Raw genomic sequence first — 20,282 nt, 5'->3', positions numbered from 1 at the left:
TCCAAGTGCCACCTTGCCGACTCACACTGATATCGCGCAGCCGTATCCTGCTAACTTCATCATCAAACCCATTCATGCTTCGGGATCCGCTCTTTGACACCCCTGAGGCGCTGTCCCTCATACCGTATTCCTACGGGCCGGACTTAAGTCCCAACTTCTACGAAGGCAGCTCCCGCTCAGCATGAAGAACGGAACAGTTCTCCTGTGGGGCTCACTTGAGCGGCGCACTAACTCAAGCGGGGGAAGTTCGCATGATCGTTGTTGACAAGAGTTGTCCGGAGTCATGAAAATGATTTTTGTAAGGTATTTGCCGATTAGAAAATCGTCGAAGTTCCGTTCCCTGGATTGGGTGGTGGGATTCGAATTCGATAGGAACAAATCATGACCGCGGTAATAGCTGCACAGCGATTCGCATGTTTTCAAGCTCAGAACAATGAGCGAAAACGGTACAAGGGCAATTCGATCGTGTTCGCAGTGGTTTTGCTTTTGGCTACCGTTGCTGGAATGAATACTGCGCTCGGTCAGCAAACTCCAGAAGAAGCGATCGATGTCGCGCAATTCGTTCGCACGGCCATTCCGCTCAAAGAGATCAAAGGAGACATTAAAAAGCCGGCAACGCCGCTCCCTGCAACCGAGATGGCTCAAGTCAAATTCAGTATCTATTCGGTCAATATGAAGCGGAAGGAGGCCCGCGCCATTTGGGTCTCTCCGGGCAGTTACTTTAAAAAGCGGAAATCAGACCACGACTACAGTGTGAGCATTACTTTGGCGATTCACGATACGGCCAAGGCGTGCCTGACCCGCGCCAAGCAAGACTACGAACTCTACGCGAAACGCGAAAAGGGTGTCCTGCGAAAGCTTGATGCCGGAGATTTGTCATTCACGTGGTTGCCGATCTATTCCAATAAAATCGACGTAACGTCCGAGACACACATCGTTCTAGGTCGTTATCGACTGCATACGCGCGTCACGCACCGTAATCCCTCGTTTGTCGGTGAGGAATTTGATCAGATTGCTTTTACTACGAAAGAATCGACGCGGCTTGCACGACTAGCTTTTAAGAAGCTTGAGGAGTTGGTCGGTAAAAGTCCGATTCAATTGGACATTACGCTTCGGGACGAAGATCAACAGTTCACGATGTCCGACCGAGCCGAGTTGATAATCACAGTTTCCAATCAAGGAGGTCGGACGTACGAGGATTGTACGTTGCACGTGACCGTCGAGGGAGAGTTCGGCAAGCCGGATGATCCAGCGTTTTACTTTCCAGCGGATGGTGATGCCGTCACGACTCAGCGCAATTTTCGCGTTGCATTACGACCTAAAACTAAACAGACATTTGTGATTCCTGTTCGCTCAGCTGACATGGTTGCACGTAAGAAAGATGCCGATGTCAAGAAGCAGTGGCATTTGGATCGCAAGACCTGGATGTATCTGAACCTACTACGAGCACCGTCTTTGGACGAAAAACCGGCAAAGGAACTGTCCGTCGCGCTGAAGCAGGCACTGGACGTTCAAGTCATCGGTAAAAAAGAGACAAAGGGCCGTCAAGAAAAACTCTACGACGCAAAAGAATCCATTCACATCGCATCGGACAATGGAAAGCCGGGAGCGATCGCCCGAATCACATATCCTGACTTTCGGCCGGTCGTCGGCATGCCCCAGGTCGATGAAGCCCGCCGCGAATACTACATGAAAGGCGACATTCGCATCTCACAGGTCGGCAATCAGTCGATCCGCGCTCTGGCGATACGGGCTGCTCGATATGGGAATACCTGGACGCGAAACGGTCCTCCGCCGGGTAATCCTGAATTCCCGGAAACGCCGGCGAAAGTTGTGGAGAATATCGCGGAATTCGTGACAGATGCCTTAATGCCCAAAGGGGCGCCTGCCGACATGTGGACGCCGACGGGTAATGCCGAGTCGATATGGCGGCGGGAATACGGATTTGGGGCTCCCCTGCCTAATTATAAGATGACCGATCCTGATGTGGGAACGACGTTCGTCTGTCAAGAACATGCGATGTTGTTGGGGTCGCTCGTCCGTTCATTGGGATTTCCTTGTCGCGACGTGAACGTGCTGACCTTCATCGTCTTGGTTCGGCCGGCTTGGCAAGATGCTTCGAACGACGTCTGGTACGACGGACATTGGAATTATTGGGGGTTGTTCGACTATACCGATCCAACCCCCGAACCGTTTCGCGATCCCGATGCTTGGTACAAATGTTGGCATGGTCGATATGTGGTCTATCGCGGTAAGGCTCGATTCGACGCCGAAAAACACAATATCACCAGTCGGTTCAACATCGGCGAAGGCAAAATTGGCCATTCGCATTGGCACAAACCGTATATGAGTTATTGGGAATCTGACGGCGACGGAACACGGTTGAAGGATGGACGCCTCGTGCTGTCGGAACAACCTGAGGTACAGATTGACATCCATTCGCCGATTGCCTTACTCGTCGAACTGCCCGATGGCCGGCGGTTCGGCATGACCGAAAAACCGGCAGGCGATCCAGCGGCCTGGTTCTTTGGTGACCAACGACCCGGTCTCATCAACGAAATTCCCGGTTGCATGTATGTGCCCGAAAATATGCTCAAAGCCTATCCGAGTCCCGCAGCGGGCAAGGAGGGGCACGTGGCCCCCCAGCGGCTGGTCATTCGTCTCCCCGACGGCGTCGCGCCGAATGAACTCAAGCTCAAACTGACGGCAACCGGTACCGGGGACTATCGTATCGATCTGCGGGATGTCAACCAGCAGGGCATCCAAGCCTATCAAACAAAAACCGGTGAGGTGAATGAGGGGGACGTCGCAACCATCAGCACAGGTGATTTCACGCCCCAAGGAGAGCGGACAATCCCCGTCATCGTGCCACCCACACAGATGCCTTCTGCAGACCACCTCACCCCTTACCTCGGCATTACCACGCACGCGATCGACCAGATCTTGGCGGAATCCCTGCAAGTTCCCCAGCGATCCGGTGTGATGGTTGGTTATGTAGAGTCAAATAGCCCTGCTGCAGCTGCGGGATTAAAGTCCTTCGATGTTGTCACCACGATCAATGCCCGCCGGGTGACGAATCGTGACGTCGTTCGAGAGATTGTCCGTAACGCAAAAAAGGGCGATGTGATGTCGCTGGAAGTCAAGCGCTTGGGGCGAGTTGAAATCCCATTAACGAACCGCCCGACTCCACAAAGTCTGCCCGAAACTCCTGGCGAGTTGCTGCTCTCAGAGGATTTCTCTGACGTAGAGAATCGGGTGGCGGAGCGGTGGAGTGACGGTTATAACATCGCCGGTGTCGCAGGGAATCGGGGCCAGTGGCATGCGCTTTTATCACCGCAATCTGTGCATGAGCTACAAGACGGCAAGGTCGTGAAGCATGTCGAGGAACTCGAAAAACTCATGGCGACATATGCCGATTCGAATTGGGAACTGCGACACATCGCTCACAACGATCACGAATGGGTTGGTATTTTCGAAAAACGCAATTCATTGCGAAAGCAAGTACTCACAACTCACAAAACCCGCAAAGAGGTCTATGCGGAAATAAAAAAACGATGGAAGCAGAAATATCAAGTGACCGCCGCCGCACATGGGGAATCGCGTTGGGTTTTGTTGTTTACAAAGAATTCAGGTCTGCGTGGGCAGTCCTATGTGAGCTACGATGAATGGGATAAAGTCAAAGACGGTATTCGCAGAAAGTGGAAGCAAGACCGAGGGATCACCAGCGTCGCCCGAGATGGCAAACGGTGGCTGGTCATCTTCTCTCGACGCAATTCACATAAAGAACGTTGGTACGTCGGCTCGCCCAAATTCTTGGACAAAAAAATTGCCAAGTCCCGCGCCGATGGTTATCGCCTCGCCTTGGTCGCAGACAGCTCCAAGAATTGGTTCGTCGTATTGACCAAGCCGAAATAGTCCCGCGTCCCACGTAATTGGGTAATCATGGGTTAACTTGGATCTCAAAAAGCCGTTTTGCACGGGTAGTATTGCACGACCGCTCGATCCATAAAATCCCGAGGCCGCAAAGGGCGTGGGAGTTCGAGTCCGCCCTCGGCGACTTGTACTTTTTGTGTGGAATCGTACGGGCGGCGCATGCTTCGGTATTCTTGATGCCTGTTCGAATACCGTGCACTGGATGAGTGACAGAACGAATTGCTCCGTTAGGCGATCAGTTCGTTCACGACGCGGCCATGTACGTCGGTAAAGCGGAAATCGCGGCCGGCGTAGCGGTAGGTGAACGTTTCGTGATCGAAGCCCATCAGCTTCATGATTGTGGCATGTAGGTCGTGGACGTGGACTTTTTTCTCGACGGCGCGGAAGCCGAATTCGTCCGTCGCGCCGTGCACGTAACCACCACGGACCCCGCCACCTGCCATCCAGGTTGTAAAGCCCCAGTGGTTGTGGTCGCGGCCGTTGATCTTGCCGGCGTTGGAACCTTTCTTGGGCAATTCGACGACCGGTGTGCGGCCAAATTCTCCGCCCCAGATGACGAGCGTCTCTTCCAGCAGTCCCCGCTGTTTCAAATCCTTAAGCAGTGCGCCGATGGCTTGATCGCATTGACCGGCGAGGCGACGGTGGTTGACTTCAATATCGTCATGGTTGTCCCACGGTTGGCCGGCGCCGTGCCAGACCTGCACGAACCGCACACCCCGTTCGACTAAGCGGCGGGCGATCAAAATTTGACGCGCTTGAACACCGGGTCCGTACATGTCGAGAATATGTTTTGGTTCGCTGCTGACGTCGAAGACATCGGCGGCTTCGATTTGCATGCGGTAGGCGAGTTCGTACGCCTGGATCCGTGCCTCCAACTTGGGATCGTGGCCTCGCTCCTGCAGATGTTTTTCGTTCATCTGCTGCAGCAGATCGAGTTGTTTGCGTTGCTGCGATTTCCCCAGCCGCTTGTTTTCGACGTTGGCGATCAACTTGTTGATCTCTTTGTGTTTGGTGTCGATGTATGTCCCTTGATAAATCCCCGGCAAAAAACCGGCTTGCCAGTTTTGGGATTCCTGAATCGGATATCCGCCGGGGCACATCACAACAAATGCGGGCAGGTTTTGGTTGTCCGTCCCCATGCCGTAGGTCAACCAGGATCCCATGCTGGGGCGGATTTGCCGTGCTTCGCCGCAGTTCATCAGTAGCAGCGACGGTTCATGATTGGGCGCGTCGGCATGCATCGAGCGGATGACGGCGATTTCGTCGATCGACTGGGCGGTGTGTTTGAACAGTTCGCTGACCGGGATGCCGCTTTCGCCGTATTGCTTAAATTTGAAGGGCGACTTAAAGGCGGCACCGGTGGGGCGTTCGGTCCGCAGGTTTTCGATGGGCAACTTTTTGCCATGAAATTCGTCGAGCTTCGGCTTGGGGTCGAATGTATCGACGTGGCTGGGGCCGCCATTCATGAACAGGTGAATCACATGTTTCGCGCGAGCGGGAAACTGCGGCATTTTGGGCGAGAGCGGATTGGACGTTGCCGCCTGGAGCGTTTTCTCCACCGAACCGCTTTCGGCCAGCAATTGCGAAAACATCAACCCGCCCATTCCCATGCCGCAACGGCGGAGCATGTCACGGCGGTCGACGACAGGTTCAGGACTGTGTGCTTGATCGATAGTCATGTTCAATCCACGAATTGGAACTCGTTGGAAAGCAATAAAATTTGCGCGAATTGCGCCCATGCGGTGAGCGGACTGGGAGGCGGACCGGCAAATTGCGCCTCCGCACTAAATTTGACTGTAGAGTCATCCGTCATCGATTGCAGCGTGATCGTGACCGGCCACTCAAAACCATCGTGACTCAACGTTTCCCACAAGTCGGTCACAAATTCGACCGTCTCGCCCGCTTTGACGGGGATGTCCTTCAGTGGTGTTTTCTGTTCGGCGTTGTGAACGTGCCAGGCTTCGCCTTGTTGCACGCCGGCGACCAAGATGCGGCCCCGCACGCCGTCTCCCTCTTTTTTGGAATGTTTCAGTTTCCCGCGAACGGAAATACGACCATCGGTTGGGGCAGTCCACCGCCGCACGGTCACCTGCTGCAAATTTTTGCCCGGGTGCCCTCCCTTGGGATTGAGCATCGTCCAGCTCAACGTGTCATCAGGCAGCTTCGCGCCTCCCTGCCACGCCTTACCGGTGAAGTGGGGCAGGGGGGTGAACGCCTGCAGTTTCCCCGCTTCGGGATCAAGGTCGCCGTAGCCATAACTCCATGGATTGGGTTCCACAGGATCAGTATCCGCTACCGCACCGGTGACGTAACGCACGGCCAATTCGATTTCGCTGTCCGTTGGTTGTCGCGCCAGGACTTGTTGATAAATCCGCCGTACCTTCTCCGCCGGATCGTCGAGGGCGATCGATTCCACCAACTGCGTTGCTTGTTCCAATAAAAACGGGCTGTTCATCAGAAACAGTGCTTGTTGTGGAACATCGGTTTCGTAGCGTTTGGGGGAATGTGTATCGGGACTAGCGAAGTCGAACGCGCGGAACAGTCCCGGCAGATTTTGGCGATCGACAAAGGCATACACCGTCCGCCGTTTGGGAAAGGGTTGTTCGGTGATTTTGACCGACTGACCGCCGACGGTGGGGTCCAATTCGCCCGAAGCAGCCAACACCGCGTCGCGTAGCCCCTCAAAATCGCGGCGGCGGCGGTTCATGTGTGTCAACAATTCGTTTTCCGGATCATTCGCGATGATCTCAAGCGTGGCATCGCTCTGTTGGCGATACGCCTGCGATTTGACAATCGCACGAATCAGTTGTTTCGTCGACCAACCGTTGTCGATCAGCGTGCCGGCCAAATAATCCAGCAATTCTGGGTGCGTCGGCGGATCAGCGCGGACGCCGAAATCACTTGGTGTACGGACCAGTGCGTTGCCGATCAAATGCCCCCAGACGCGATTGACCCAGACGCGAGCGGTGAGCGGATTGTCGGCCGCGACGATCGCCTGCGCCATTTCCAAGCGTCCGCTTCCCTTTTGAAACGGTTGTCGTTCTTCGCGGTGCACGACTTGCAAGAACTGCCGCGGAACCTTGGGGCCGTTGTTCCCGGGTTTGCCGCGGAGAAAAATCACAGGGTCGGCCGGTTTTTCTTTATCGACCAACCGCAATGTGGAGGGTTCATTCTTCGGTTCATCGCAACTGTTGAATACGCCGTAGAGCGAATAATAATCCGCCGCTGGAATCGGGTCGAACTTGTGGTCGTGGCACCGGGCACAGGTCACGGTCAGTCCCATCAACCCGCGTGTGACGACATCAATACGGTCGTCGATAATGTCGTGACGGTTGTTCAAGAACCGCCGACCCAACGTCAAAAATCCCATCGCATGCAAATCGGCCGGGTCGTCCGAGACATGATCGGCGGCGATTTGCTTGATCACAAATTCGTTGTAAGGCAAATCTTGGTTGAGCGCCCCGATCACCCATTCGCGATACCGCCAAGCATCCGGGTAGTTGCGATCTTCTCGAAAGAGGTAGCCCTTCGTGTCCGCATATCGCGAAACATCCATCCAATGCCGCGCCCAACGTTCGCCGAATTGCGGCAACGCCAGATATTCGTCGACCAATTCGTCGTAGGCCGTGGGTGAATTATTATTCACGAACCGCTGGACCTCTTCATATTCAGCGGGCAGGCCGAGCAGGTCATATTTTAATCGACGCAGTTGCGACTCTTTGTCGGCCGGCGGTGAGGGCGCGAGTCCGGCCGCGGCGAGTTTGGCGGCGATAAACCGATCGATTTCGGTCAGGCTCCAGGCATCGTTTTCAGGACTAGGAATCGCCGGGCGCTTGATCGGCTGGTATGCCCAATGGTCGCGCCAATTGGAATGCACATCATCAGCGGCTTCAGCCGGAATATCCGAGGCCGGCCACGGGGCGCCCATCTCAATCCAGGCTTTGATATTGGCCAACACGTCGTCGGGCAGTTTGCTGTCGGGAGGCATCTGTGTGTCGTCGGGATCATGTTGCAGCACTTCCCACAACCGGCTTTCGTCCACCTTACCCGGTGTGAGTGCGGAACCGCCGTCGCCTCCGTCGACCAAAAATTTCCGACTGTCGACGCGCAACCCGAACTGCTGTTTTTTGGCCGAATGGCATTCGTAGCACGACTGCACGAGCACGGGGCGGATCTTCGTTTCGAAGAACTTTTCCTGCTCAGCAGTGATCTTGGTCGATGGTTCCTCTGCAAAGCTGGCGAGCGGTCCGCACAGACAGATCAATATCGCGTAAGAGAGTCTTCGCATTGTTCACTTCAGGCGGGAAAAAACAGTTAGGAGGGATTCCGGAGTGGGGGGCGCTGGGAGCGGGTCCACAGCTACCCCGATTATACGTCATCGGCCGGTCCGTGGGTAGTTCTTATCGAATGGACATCCCAATTTTGCCAACGTAGCAGCCCATCAAAATGTCTCCCTCTCCCCCTGGGAGAGGGCCGGGGTGAGGGTTTTCGCACCACAAAATGCGCCTCATTGCCCAAACTCATCACGTATGACGCACGCAGCGAAAGACCTCACGCAGAGGCGCGGAGCCGCAAAGCGTTGTTTTGTGACCGTACGCTATCGTAGAAACTGGCTTGGTCGTGCGGCTGGGGTGGATTCTGTTGTGACAGGTTTTTACGAAAGTACGTTTTTAACAAAATGTTCTTTTCTTCTCTTCTTTTTTCTTTGCGGCTTTGCGTCTCTGCGCGAGTCTTTTTCTAAAGGGTCATCTCTCGTCCTATGCGAGAAAGGTGCGTCGCGACGCACCCTACAACAGTGGCGGAGGCGATCTTAATTGTCTGGTGGTATCTCTACTGGAAAGACGGGGCGGGTTCGTTTTTTGAATGGTAAGTCGCGAAAGTTGTGGGTGTGGATTCCGGCGGCGTCGACGTTGTAAATCGAGCCGGCAAATGGTTCGAAGGCGGCGCGGAAATGGGCTGCGGATTTGACTGAGATGTATTTCATCGCTGCGCAGTCGATTCCCAGGCTGCGGGCAAACGCCGGATCGAAGGGTTGTTCGCGGGCACAAACGACCACGATCGACACGCCGTCGATTTTCAACCAAGCTGACGTTCCCATGCTGCCGGTCAGCCCGGCGAACATCGGCCCGTCATAAGCGAACTGGCCGTCGGAGATTGCGACCACTTCCGCAGTTGCCTCAATCGGTGCTCCTTGCACCGGACTCGACTTGCCTCCTAAGGACACCGGGATACTTGCGCCGACACCAGCCGCATGCGCCTGGGCGGCCACATCGGGGTCGACCATGTAGAGCACCAACGCGTCCTCTAAACCCTGTTCCAAAAATGTCCGCAGGACTTCCGTCGAGTCCCCGGGCGAACCGCCGCCGGTATTGTCCGCATGGTCGGCTACGATAATCGGATAACGCCCTGCTGCTTCACCGGCCGCCAAAGCTTCCTTGATCGTTACCGGGGCGGAATACCAACGTTGGCGGCGTTCCCAAATCCAGTTTCCGAATTCATCGGCAGTGCGTTGCGCCAAATCAACATCGCCGTCGGCTACCACCATCACCGACCCACCAACCTCCGGAACGTCGGCCCAGGGAAACCCGGTCGCGATCGTGATGCTCAAAATCCCCGGCCGTTGTTCCATGTCGTGCATCAAACGAATGACTTCGTCCATCGGCGGATGAGCAGTCACCTGACAGCGCGTTGCCCAAAACATCGGTAATTGATAAATCGCTGTAACAGGATGGATCTCTCCACGAACCGTGCGAACCATCATCTCGGCTGCTTCAACGCCCCGCTCGGCCATGTCGATGTGTGGAAACGTGTCAAAGCCGATCAAGGCATCCGCTTGAGCGACGCGGAACTTGGTGTGATTACCATGCAAATCCTGTGTGACAATAATCGGCCGGTCCGGTCCGATCGCGGTGCGGACCGCTGCGATAAAATCGCCATCGCCATCGTCGATCCCTTCGACCACCATCGCCCCATGCAGGTCCAACAACACACCATCCACCGGCCCGCCTTCAGCCTCGGCCGTTGTTAATCGCTGGAGGAACTCCGCTTTGAGCGCATCGTAGTCCCCGCGGTCAATCAGACCACCGGGAAACGCCGACGCCCGTAATAGCGGCACCGCTTCGAACCCGAATGTCTCCGCCCCCTCAATAAAGCCCCCCGTACAGACATTCGTCCCACGAAACCGCGAGAGCACATCGTCGCCGCGAATGATCCCGCGGTCATGCTCGAAGTCCTGTAGCGTCGTCTTCGTGTCGACACAGGTACTCGTCTCGTGCAGGACACCCCCGATAGCAATCCGCATGGTGTTGGCTCCGATTTGCTGGTTGGATTCTCGCGCAATGTCGGCAGGCGGGAGCCTGCCCTACGGCTTACCGTGAACATGCTACCATAAACATCGGTTGGCCGAAGGCCATATGCCGCCACATCAGAAGCGTTTCTCTCGGCGATCAGCGCATCGCCATCCAATTGGCGGCGCAGCAATATCCGGCACCCACTAGGAACCCTGGCACGGACGTCAAAATGACCGTCCGCAACGTCAGATCCAATCGTAACAGTGGGAATGCCAGAATCCCGCTCCCGAGAGCAAGGATGGCGAAGAAAGTCGGCATGCCGTGTCCTTCTGATCCCTCAATCATCCAATCCCACAGAAGCAACAACACGACAGAGATTCCCACGGAGGCAAGAAATGCTAGGCGACGTTTCCAGGCGGATTTGTCGTAAGCAGCGGCTATAACCGCGCAAAAGGTAAAGAATGCTCCGAAACCCCCGGCCAGCGCTCCCGCGAGATAGGGGTCGTCACTCCGCAATAGGTTGTCATGAAAAAACAAGCTAAAGCCGATGGCGGTAACGAAAGACGTAACAGAAAATGCAATCCAAATCCGCAAGAAACCGGCCAGGAAATTAGGATCTTCTTCGTGAATCGCCATGGTGCCTCCTTAGGATTTGTATCTGGTGGTAACGCACGAAGCAAACTTATGCATTTCGAGTTGACTAATCTCCACGACCTTTGGAACTGCGTGGCAAATAAACCAGCTAACTGGCAAACACGCCGCTCGCCCACTACCTTGACGTGAAACCATTCCTGTATATCACGCAAAAAAACTGCCCAGTTCTATGGATGGCAATTACCGCTTCCCCGACCACTCTTGTCTTCGATAAAGAGGAGCGTTCGCTCAACATGAAGTGCTTCAATCACCGCGATGCCGATGCCGTCGGCGTTTGCCAGAGTTGTCATCGCGGTTTATGTGTCGATTGTTATGCCGAAGTGGGCAACCTGCTTGCATGTCGCAATCGCTGCGAAGAAGACGTAGCGAGGTGGGATTTTATCGCCCAAAAATCGGTCACAGCCTATTCGGCTAATTACAAAATATATTTGTGGACGTCAGTCTTTTTGGTGGTGGTCGCATTACCCTTTGTCGTCGTAGGTTCATTTGCGATGTTGAACGAACCTAGTTCCGGAATAGTTGCTTTGTTTATTGGGTTTGTATTCCTGTTGTTCAGTCTTGTGCTGTTTCGCACCGCCCGAAAAATGCGGTAAATGGTATATAACCTGTAGGCATTCAGGAACGCGGCAAAAAGCATCGCAGTGCAGGACTGATTTCATGCGACACATTTCAAGTCCAACTGCAGCTCACCGCCCTGAATTCCCTCCTATCCATCAGCGCAGCAGAAAGGCCGGGCTGTCGCAAGGGGGCGACAGACCGGCCTTTTCGGTGCCTATCAACAGTCTTTCCGAAGTGGGGAACTTCGAACAGGGGAGAGAGAGTTGTTTACAAGTCGTTTCAAAACCCTCTGACGCGTCACGCAAAAGCTTGTATTATTAATTCCTGGACAGGCGCAACCGGGTTTTGAAAATGGGTCTAGGGGCTCAGCATCTGAGTTTCGAATTCGATGCCGTACTTTTTCATCTTCTTGTAGAGTGTCGTGCGATTGATGCCCAACAGTTTGGCGGTGTTTTGACGATTCCAGCCGTTACGCTCCAGGGCTTCGATGATGATCTCGCGTTCCGGGGCCGCTAGGGCGGACTTCAGGTTTGCGGCGGAGATTCGGGCTTGTAGGCTGCCGGGAATCCGCGACGCTTGGCTGATGGTTTCCGGCAGGTCTTCGACGTTCACCACCGAACCTTTGGCCAACACGACCGCCCGTTCGATCACGTTGATCAACTCGCGGACGTTACCCGGCCAATCGTATTGTTGCAGGACATTCAGCGCGTCTTCGCTGAAGCGTTCGACCTGTTTGCCGGTTTGTTCGTTGAACTCAAGCAAGAAGTGATCGACCAGCGCGGGGATGTCGCCGATGCGTTCTCGCAGCGCGGGTTGTGTCAGCGTGATCACGTTGATGCGGTAGTACAAATCTTGGCGAAACTCGCCGTTGGCGACCATTTCTTCTAAGTTGGCATGCGTTGCCAAGACCAAGCGGACGTCGACTTTGTGTGTTTCTGAGCCGCCGACCGGTTCAAATTCTCGGTCTTGCAGCACGCGTAGCAATTTGACTTGCAGGCTGGGGGAGGCGGTGGCAATTTCGTCTAAGAAAATCGTGCCGCCATCGGCTTGGAGGAACTTGCCAATTTTGTCGTGGGTCGCTCCGGTGAAAGATCCGGCTTTGTGCCCAAACAATTCGCTTTCCAACAACGAATCGGGCAATGCTCCGCAGGCGACTTCGACAAACGGTTTGTCGGCGCGAGAGCTGAGTTGATGAATCGCGCGGGCGGTCATTGTTTTACCGGTTCCGCTCTCGCCCAGAATCAACACCGTGGTCCGCGTGTCAGCCACGCTTTCCAACAGGTCGAACATTTTCAGCATCTTGTAGTCTTGGCCGATGATGCTGCCCAGACCGAACCGTTGATCGAGTTGTGCTTTGAGGTTTTTATTTTCCGCCAAGATTTTACGTTGGCCGAGTGCGCGTTCGACGGCGAATTTGAGTTCTTCGTCGATCATAGGCTTGGTCAGATAATCGAAAGCACCGGCGCGAATGGCTTCGACCGCGTTTTCGATCGTGCCAAATTCGGTGGTGAGAATCACCGACGTATCCGGACAGTTTTCGCCAACCCATTCCAGCAGGTAAAATCCGTCCTGGTCAGGAAGATTGGCTTCGCTGATGACCAATTCAAAGGGGAATTCGGCCATGCGCCCAATGGCGTCGCGGCAGCTGTCAGCGGTTTCGATACGGTGCCCCAGGCCGCGCAAATAGTCGGCTAAGGCTTCGACCAGATCGCGGTCGTGATCGACCACCAACAGTGATCCCTGTGTCATGGATGATGCGCCCGTCGTCATGTCGTACTCTCGTTGAAAAGGAGATTCATCTTTGTCGGCAGGTTTCGGTATTACTGGCACCTAGGACCGAAAGCGGTCCCCGCTCAGGGCGGATGGTACACGTGACCCAAGTATCAAATTGTCTACTCAGTCGTGGCGGGTCTCGTGTGGAATGTACGGGTTGTCAGGAACATCGCGGTCAAATGCCCGCGAAGCCTTCCTGCTTCGCCGCTGAATTCCTCGGCACGTCCATGTGCCGAAAAGAAATCAGCCGGGAGTCTTGTTGTCGAGGGGGTACAAAAACATAGGTCACAAGTTGCAAGGCGGCAACAAATTCCATGCGATTTTGATGCTCGGATGCAACTTAGCGTTATTTTTCCCCCCGCTATTGCGGCATTGCATGCCGCCAGACCGTAGGCTTGAGGCCTTAGACTGTAGGGTTGGCCCATCCAAGTAATCCCGCGCTCCGACCCACTCACTGGCCACTGACCACTGGCTACCGGCCACTTCTATACTGCCTACCGTGCACGATGAACAAATGAGGTGCGACAGGCTTGCGCATTGCCGTGAAATTCGATAAGCTAACACGGTCTATTCTTCACCCCCGACGCACGACGGAATCGCACGCCATGGACGATCGCTTGAACACCATCCGCCAGGGAGATTGCGTTGCCGGCATGAATGCTCTTAAAGCCGGGAGCGTGGATCTGATTTTTGCCGATCCTCCGTTTAACATCGGGTACGATTATGACGTCTATCAGGACTCCGTTGCCGCAGAGCAATATCTGGACTGGTCGGGGGAATGGATTGCTGCTGCCCACCGCGCACTGAAACCGGACGGTACGTTTTGGATAGCGATTGGCGATGAATATGCAGCGGAGTTGAAAATTGCCTCGCAGAAAATCGGTTTCCATTGCCGCAGTTGGGTGATTTGGTACTACACGTTCGGCGTGAACTGCACCAAAAAATTCAGCCGCTCGCATGCGCATCTGTTTCACTTTGTGAAAGACCCCGAGAATTTCACGTTTCGCGACGACGACCTCGACAACCGCATCCCCTCCGCCCGGCAGTTGGTCTACAACGACAAACGCGCCAATCCCCGTGGTCGGTTGCCGGACGACACTTGGATCATCCGTCCAGCAGACGCGATCGGTGAGTTGTCCCCCGACGATGAGAATTGGACGCTGCCTGCGATTGAATCACCTGCGGACGACGACAACACCTGGACGCTCCGCCCGCAAGACTTGGCGGACCGCTTCAAATCGGACGAGGACACCTGGTACTTCCCCCGCGTCGCCGGCACGTTCAAGGAACGCGCCGGATTTCATGGCTGCCAGATGCCCGAACAACTCCTGGGCCGCATCATTCGTGCCTGCTCGCATGAAAACGACCTCGTCGTCGATCCCTTCTCTGGCAGTGCAACGACATTGGCCGTTGCCAAAAAATTGGGCCGCCAGTATTTGGGATTCGAGCTCTCCCCGGAATACGTCAAGCACGGGATGAGCCGGTTGGAGGGAATTCGTGTCGGTGATCGCCTTGATGGGGCCGAAGAACCGCTCGCTAGTGCTCCGGCGACGAAAAAACGCGGCAAAAAAGACAAGTCCGCGAAGCCGCGCAGCGCCACCGAACAACGTTATAGTGAAGTCCAGAAACAACTCACGGAGTTGGGGGTCAGCGAAGCGTATCGTTTGACGCACGCAGGTTACTCGGCCGATCGTCTGATTGCCGATCCGCAGCTCAATGAATCGTTCATTGATGCCTGTCGCCGATTGGGACTGATGGGCGATCCGCGACATTGGAATCGTCTGCTGTTTCGCCTGCGTAAGTCGGGACATTTGTCGCACATTGAAACGACGCGAGAAACGTCGCTTTCCTGGGCGGATTGCGATGCGTATCTGTTCGCCAGCGAAATCGCGCTGCAAATGATGTTGGACGAACAACGGGCAGGGAGTTTGGATGAGATTCTGTGCGATCCCGAATTGGCGGCGCAGTTCGATGCGATTGCCGGGCGGTTCGCTCCTGGTTTTTCGCCGCTGCAGTATCGTTGGGCAGCGTTGAAACTTCGCAAGCAGGCCAAATTGGCCCGCAGCCGCGGCTCGGTTTTGGATCCGCCGCGCATGAGCAAAATGCAATCGGTCGAAGACTACATCGCCACTGATGTTCCCCAGCAGCCGGGCGTCTATGTGATTACCGGCAAGGCCAAGCACAAGTTGTACGTCGGCGAAGCTTTGAATCTGCACACACGATTGACCGCTCAATTCGGCGACGCAAACGCGCACGCGAATTGGACCAATTTTTCCGACACGCTGAAGATTCAAACCTTCCGCACCGAAACCGCCCCGGCCGAAATGCTGGCGTGGCAAAGCTGTCTGATCGACAGATACAACCCGCGGTTGAATTTCCACGAATTGCGCACGACGGTTTGATCTTGTTGTGCAAATAATGAAGGTCTGAAAAAAAGACCGCGCGCAGAGACGCGGAGCCGCGAAGAAGAAAAAAAGAGAGGGTTGCTGCCCCGCGTTTGTGAAAACGCGGGAGAGTCTACTGCTTTCAGGCCGCATGGCAAATAAGCGCGATTCAAACTACCGACTTTGCCAATAGTCCTTTGCGTTCGAAGGGTGGCTGGGGACGGACGAAGTCCGCCCCCAGTGCGTGAGGGCGTGGGAATGTCAAACAACCTGGGAGCGAGCGAATGCTCGTCCCCAGCCACCCTGAGGCTGACATCGATTGTTCGTCGGTGCGGTAGATCCAGGTGGCATGTCCAGCAATGCAGGACGGGATAGGTTGTTCTATTCGCTTCTGATTTGGACGAATTCCAACGATCTCTGATTGGTTAGTAAAACCGGTTCTAAGGAGTGCAGCTGCAAGCTTCTCTCTTTCTTCTTTTCTTTACTTCTTCGCGGCTCCGCGTCTTTGCGCGCAATCCTTTTTCGTACCGAATCTGCCTAATGCGAAACTATTCCAGGTCTCTGGACCAGGATTACATCCCCCCCAGCGCAAAAAACCACCCGTGCCAAATAAACGGCACGGGTGGCTCTCTCACAGCCGACGGCTCGGGAGGGCCGTCGCACAGATTCCCGATCGCCACGCGGTGACCTTCCCAAGCCTGACGGGTTGCCAGGGGAAAGTAATCAGGCCCAGGATGACGCGGGCGACCGGGGTAGCGGGTTATTTCGTGAACTTCAGGCCGGGATCTTGGGGATCGCCACCCTGAATCTTGAAGTCAAAACCCTTCTCGGTGGGAGTCATGATTCCGACCAACTTGTCGCCGTCCTTCTTGCGGACCAGCGTCAATTCGTTGCCCGAAACCGTGTACGTCCCTTCAAAACTGCTCGTCTCGTCTTTGGACTGAAAAGTCCACACAAAGGTCTTGTCGGCGTTGAGAACAAACTGAAACTCAATGCCTTCAGCCGGACTGGCCCGGAACTCACCCACGATTTTGGCCGGCTCAGGCAACTTCGCTTCTTGCGGTTGTTGCACTGGCTCGGTCGAAGCCGGACCCGAGTTGCCGGCATTGCTCAACGCTCCCAAACCGGAAGAGTTGGTTTCGACGCTGGTTTGCGACTGCTCAGCCGGTTGTTGGTACTGAGCCGGTTGCTGGGTTTCAACTTCTTGTCCGGTGATCGTTCCCAGCATCTTGGCTGCCAACTCGTCACGCGGTTCCAGTGCGACGACTTGCGTCAATTCCTTCGCTGCCGATTCGATGTGGTTGAGCATCAGGTAGTGATAGGCCAACAGAAATCGAATCGCCGGGTCTTGTTTGTTTTGGTCGCGAGTTTCCTCCAAGGCTCTCAGTCGTGCCGTATAAATGTCCGCTGAAGGGTACAAGCTTTTGAGCGTGTCCCAGTTCCAACCCGGTCCAGCTGTCAAAGCCACATGAGCCGAGGCAGCTGCTTGTCCGTATTGCTTCATCGAGAAAAGTACCAGCGAACGAAACTGATGCAGGTCCGAATTGCTGGGCATCTCTTTGATCGCCAACTCAATTTTGTCCATCGCTGTTTTCAAGTCGCCGGCGTAGAACGCCTCACGAGCTTCCGCAAAGTAGTTCGAGGCGACGTCCGAAAGTTGCGGATCCTCGCCAGCCACTTCGAGCGGCTGGTTGTAGTCGTACACCGAAGTGACATTCGCCACACAGTAGGGATTGCAGTACGTGTAGGTCGGTCCCACATTCACAAAGCTGGTGTAGAGACCGAATCCCCAACCAAAGTAGCGACGGTGACGTCTGTGACCGAAACCCCACCCGTGGTGATGGTGACGGTGTCCGCGGCGATGTCCAAAGTGCCCACCATGCCATTTTCCAAACCCTTTACCATGTTTGTGGTGATGTTTACCGTGTTTCCAATGGCCTTTGTGGTGTCCCCCCTTGTGGTGCCCACCGCTGTGACGTCCGCCGATATGACGTCCACCCTTTTTCAATCCACCTTTGTTGTGCCGTCCCCCGTTTTTGTTTCCGCCGATGTGCGAGCCCCCTTTGTGCCGTCCACCGTTCTGGATTCCGCCGTTGTGACGGCCACCTTGGCTTGGTCCTCGGCTGTTCAATCCACCCCGGCTGCCACCGCGATTGAAACCACCCCGGCTCGATCCACCCCGGCTTGATCCACCACGGTTGAAACCGCCCCGACTGCCACCTCGGCTCGATCCGCCGCGGCTGAAACCACCTCGGCTCGATCCACCGCGACTCCCGCCGCCACGGCTGAAGCCGCCGCGACTTCCACCACGAGATCCGCCACCGCTACGACCGCGGGCTTGGGCATCTTCGAGGCTTGAGGCAAAGGTCATTGTGAGTGCCAAGCTGGCAACAATCAGTGTTTTTTGGAAAGTCTTCATCGTTTTAATTCCTTGGTCGTGTTCTATTGGTTGTGGGAGAGTGTTGTGTGTTTGTCTCTCGTATAAAGGGCCAAGCGAACAACGGCCGCTTTTGTTACAACAATTTTTGTGGATTGGCATAAGTCCTTGCAGCGCAAGAAGAAACGCGACCGGCGGCTCCCAATGTGGTTCGCCCGGTCGCGTTTCGTTTTTCTGCGATTGTCTCAGCCCTATCGCCAGTAACGGCCGTAGTAGGGACGGTGGTGACCCCAGTGACCGTGGCCCCAGTGGCCGCCGTGGTGTCCACCCCAGTGCCCGCCGTGGTGTCCGCCCCAGTGTCCACCGTGGTGGCCGTGATGACCATGATGGCCGTGGTGCCCGTGGTGTCCGTGATGCCCACCACGGTGATGTCCACGGTGTCCACCGCGATGTCCGCCGTGATGCCCACCACCGCGATGCCCGCCGCCACGGTGCCCACCGCCACGATGCCCGCCGCCACCACGGTGCCCACCGCCGCCACGATGTCCGCCACCGCCGCCACGTCCCGCTTCCGCGATGCTGGGTTCGGCAACAAACAGGAAGGCTGCCAACAGAACTGCGAAAGCTGAAACTTTGGTTAACTTCGTCATCAAAAAATCTCCTCGATTGGTTTTCCGTAGTGATAGTTGAGTTGTTTGATTCATCCCTCTACAGGTCCAAGCGAAAGCAACGCCCATCTGTTACAGCATTTCTGGCCAATTTCTGGGAAAGCCGCTGATTCGCTCCGGCCATCCTGCTTGAACAGCTCGAAATCCCCGCACGATTGCCCGCTCAGGATCACCTGCTGCAAAGACGAAAACAGGCGGTTGAAACGACCTGCTGGTGTCGCTTCAACCGCCTGTATGTGTTGCTATCCGCTCTGGTTGATCGTGTGGCCGCTGCCTGCCTACCGGCTTCCCAGCCAGTCGCTGGAGGAGGACTTGGTTTGACTGACCGTCACGTTGGCGGTGATTTGTTGTTTCATCGAAGCGGCCACCTTGGAGACAAATTCCACTGAGTTTCGCAAGGATTCGGGCGAAGATCCCGCATCGACTTTGGCACAGAAGATCACGAGGTATTGCCCCGCTTCGTTCTTCTCAATCACCCAGGCACCTAACTTTGTGCGGGCACTTTGCTCCATCAACGTCGTGAGCAATTCTAAGGTCGGTGCCTGTGGCGAAACCGTTGCCAGGGACCAAACCTTTCGGGTTTCCGCTTTACCGAAGCTCTCCAGTTTGGCGGAGATAAAGACACGTTGGGTTTCACCGCCATCGGCCTGCAAATCCGCAGAAAAGGCTGTTTTCCCTTGCGGGACGATCGTCAGACCTGATTTCGCCAAGACATCAGGAACCACAACTGTGGTGTAATCAATGACCTCGGCGACGAATGCCTTCGCTTCGGTAATCTCGACGCAGTAGCTCATCAAACGAGCCTTGGGGTCTAAAGATTGTGAAATCGCCACCAATTCGCCTGCAGCATTGACCACCGGTCCGCCGCTGTCGCCGGGGTTAATCGGGGATGTCGTTTCCACGACCCGCATGTCATGTTCGCCGGCCTGTGTGCGAAATTGCTTGCGATAGACCGAACGGACCGAACCGGAAGTGTATGTCCACAGCACGCCGCCAGCGGTCGGGTTTCCGATGGAATGCACCATTTCCCCCGGTCCGATCGAGGTTTCGGCGATTTCGATAGCGGGGGTGTTTTCTGGAATCGAATTGAGTTCCACGACCGCCAAATCCCGTTTTTTATCGACCATCACCACCCGGGCCCGGATTCCGAACGTGTCGGCTCCGTCGATGTAGTGTTGCCGCTCGGCGATCAATTGGTCGTCCTGGAATTGTGGAAAGAAGATCAAAACTTCCTTCGAGGCGCCGACCACATGAAAATTGGTAACGACCCACTTCTTTTCCGCATCAACCAGCACGCCTGAGCCGGTGGAATAACCATTCTCCGCTTTGGCAATGATCCATGTCGTTGACTTGAGTGTTCGCTGATAGACTTTGGCATCGGCGAAAGCTGTCTGTGTGGCCGCCAGCATCATGATCAGGGCGACTGTTGTGGCAACTGTTTTTCCGCCAAGTTTGTTGTTCAAAGTTTTCATGGTTGCACCGTTTCCTTGTGTTTGTGTGTTTGGTTTTTTGTGTGGTTGGGCACGGGGAGAAGGTTTGTTCCCTGCCTGCATAGCCTCCCAAGCGGAAAATGAGATGAAATGTTACGCACGACCCGGTAATATGTGGCCCCGGCTGCAGCAGGAATGGCGGAATTGTCGGGCGA

General features: G+C 55.3%; 11 protein-coding genes. 3 read left to right on the top strand and 8 right to left on the bottom strand.

Translation table 11 applies throughout. The annotated features are described in order from the left end of the window. Window positions 1-381 precede the first annotated feature (381 nt). Entirely contained in the window at window positions 382-3,915 is a 3,534-nt protein-coding gene (locus Mal52_RS28415; protein WP_145380275.1) for a S1C family serine protease, read from the top strand. A gap of 245 nt (window positions 3,916-4,160) precedes the next feature. Here the strand turns inward: Mal52_RS28415 and Mal52_RS28410 are convergent, their stop codons facing one another. The 4 genes from Mal52_RS28410 to Mal52_RS28395 all read right to left on the bottom strand — a co-directional run bounded on the left by Mal52_RS28410 (window position 4,161) and on the right by Mal52_RS28395 (window position 10,859). Next, the gene (locus Mal52_RS28410; RefSeq protein WP_145380274.1) at window positions 4,161-5,612 is read right to left on the bottom strand and encodes a DUF1501 domain-containing protein; all 1,452 of its coding nucleotides are present in this window, start codon (window positions 5,610-5,612) and stop codon (window positions 4,161-4,163) included. Window positions 5,613-5,614: 2 nt separating this feature from the next. Further along, complete coding sequence (locus tag Mal52_RS28405; protein ID WP_145380273.1) at window positions 5,615-8,221, bottom strand: PSD1 and planctomycete cytochrome C domain-containing protein; 2,607 nt, start codon at window positions 8,219-8,221, stop codon at window positions 5,615-5,617. A gap of 522 nt (window positions 8,222-8,743) precedes the next feature. Continuing rightward, on the bottom strand, window positions 8,744-10,234 hold the full coding sequence (locus Mal52_RS28400; protein WP_145380272.1) for a M81 family metallopeptidase: 1,491 nt from the start codon (window positions 10,232-10,234) through the stop codon (window positions 8,744-8,746). 145 nt (window positions 10,235-10,379) lie between these two features. Next, a complete protein-coding gene (locus Mal52_RS28395; protein ID WP_145380271.1) occupies window positions 10,380-10,859 on the bottom strand; it encodes a hypothetical protein in 480 nt (159 codons plus the stop codon). Window positions 10,860-11,002: 143 nt separating this feature from the next. On the opposite strand from Mal52_RS28395, the gene Mal52_RS28390 reads away from it, so the two are divergent. Beyond that, complete coding sequence (locus Mal52_RS28390) at window positions 11,003-11,470, top strand: DUF2180 family protein (RefSeq protein WP_231962474.1); 468 nt, start codon at window positions 11,003-11,005, stop codon at window positions 11,468-11,470. 322 nt (window positions 11,471-11,792) lie between these two features. On the opposite strand, the gene Mal52_RS28385 is transcribed toward Mal52_RS28390, so the two are convergent. Further along, window positions 11,793-13,205 (bottom strand): sigma-54-dependent transcriptional regulator, encoded by a 1,413-nt coding sequence (locus tag Mal52_RS28385; RefSeq protein WP_197534533.1) that lies wholly within the window; start codon window positions 13,203-13,205, stop codon window positions 11,793-11,795. A 608-nt stretch (window positions 13,206-13,813) separates the two neighbouring features. On the opposite strand from Mal52_RS28385, the gene Mal52_RS28380 reads away from it, so the two are divergent. Further along, window positions 13,814-15,610, top strand: coding sequence for a DNA methyltransferase (locus Mal52_RS28380; protein WP_145380269.1), 1,797 nt, complete (start codon window positions 13,814-13,816; stop codon window positions 15,608-15,610). Window positions 15,611-16,352: 742 nt separating this feature from the next. On the opposite strand, the gene Mal52_RS28375 is transcribed toward Mal52_RS28380, so the two are convergent. The 3 genes from Mal52_RS28375 to Mal52_RS28360 form a co-directional block, all read right to left on the bottom strand. Then, window positions 16,353-18,011 (bottom strand): tetratricopeptide repeat protein, encoded by a 1,659-nt coding sequence (locus Mal52_RS28375; RefSeq protein ID WP_145380268.1) that lies wholly within the window; start codon window positions 18,009-18,011, stop codon window positions 16,353-16,355. A 209-nt stretch (window positions 18,012-18,220) separates the two neighbouring features. Continuing rightward, window positions 18,221-18,619 carry a hypothetical protein gene (locus Mal52_RS30040; protein ID WP_197534532.1) on the bottom strand — a complete coding sequence of 133 codons (399 nt, stop codon included), beginning with the start codon at window positions 18,617-18,619 and terminating at the stop codon, window positions 18,221-18,223. Window positions 18,620-18,915: 296 nt separating this feature from the next. Then, window positions 18,916-20,109 carry a S1C family serine protease gene (locus tag Mal52_RS28360; protein WP_145428887.1) on the bottom strand — a complete coding sequence of 398 codons (1,194 nt, stop codon included), beginning with the start codon at window positions 20,107-20,109 and terminating at the stop codon, window positions 18,916-18,918. Between the last annotated feature and the right edge of the window lie 173 nt (window positions 20,110-20,282).

Source organism: Symmachiella dynata, assembly GCF_007747995.1.
Classification (GTDB): domain Bacteria; phylum Planctomycetota; class Planctomycetia; order Planctomycetales; family Planctomycetaceae; genus Symmachiella; species Symmachiella dynata.
The sequence above is the reverse complement of the archived record's forward strand: the minus strand, read 5'-3'. Positions and strand labels throughout refer to the sequence as shown.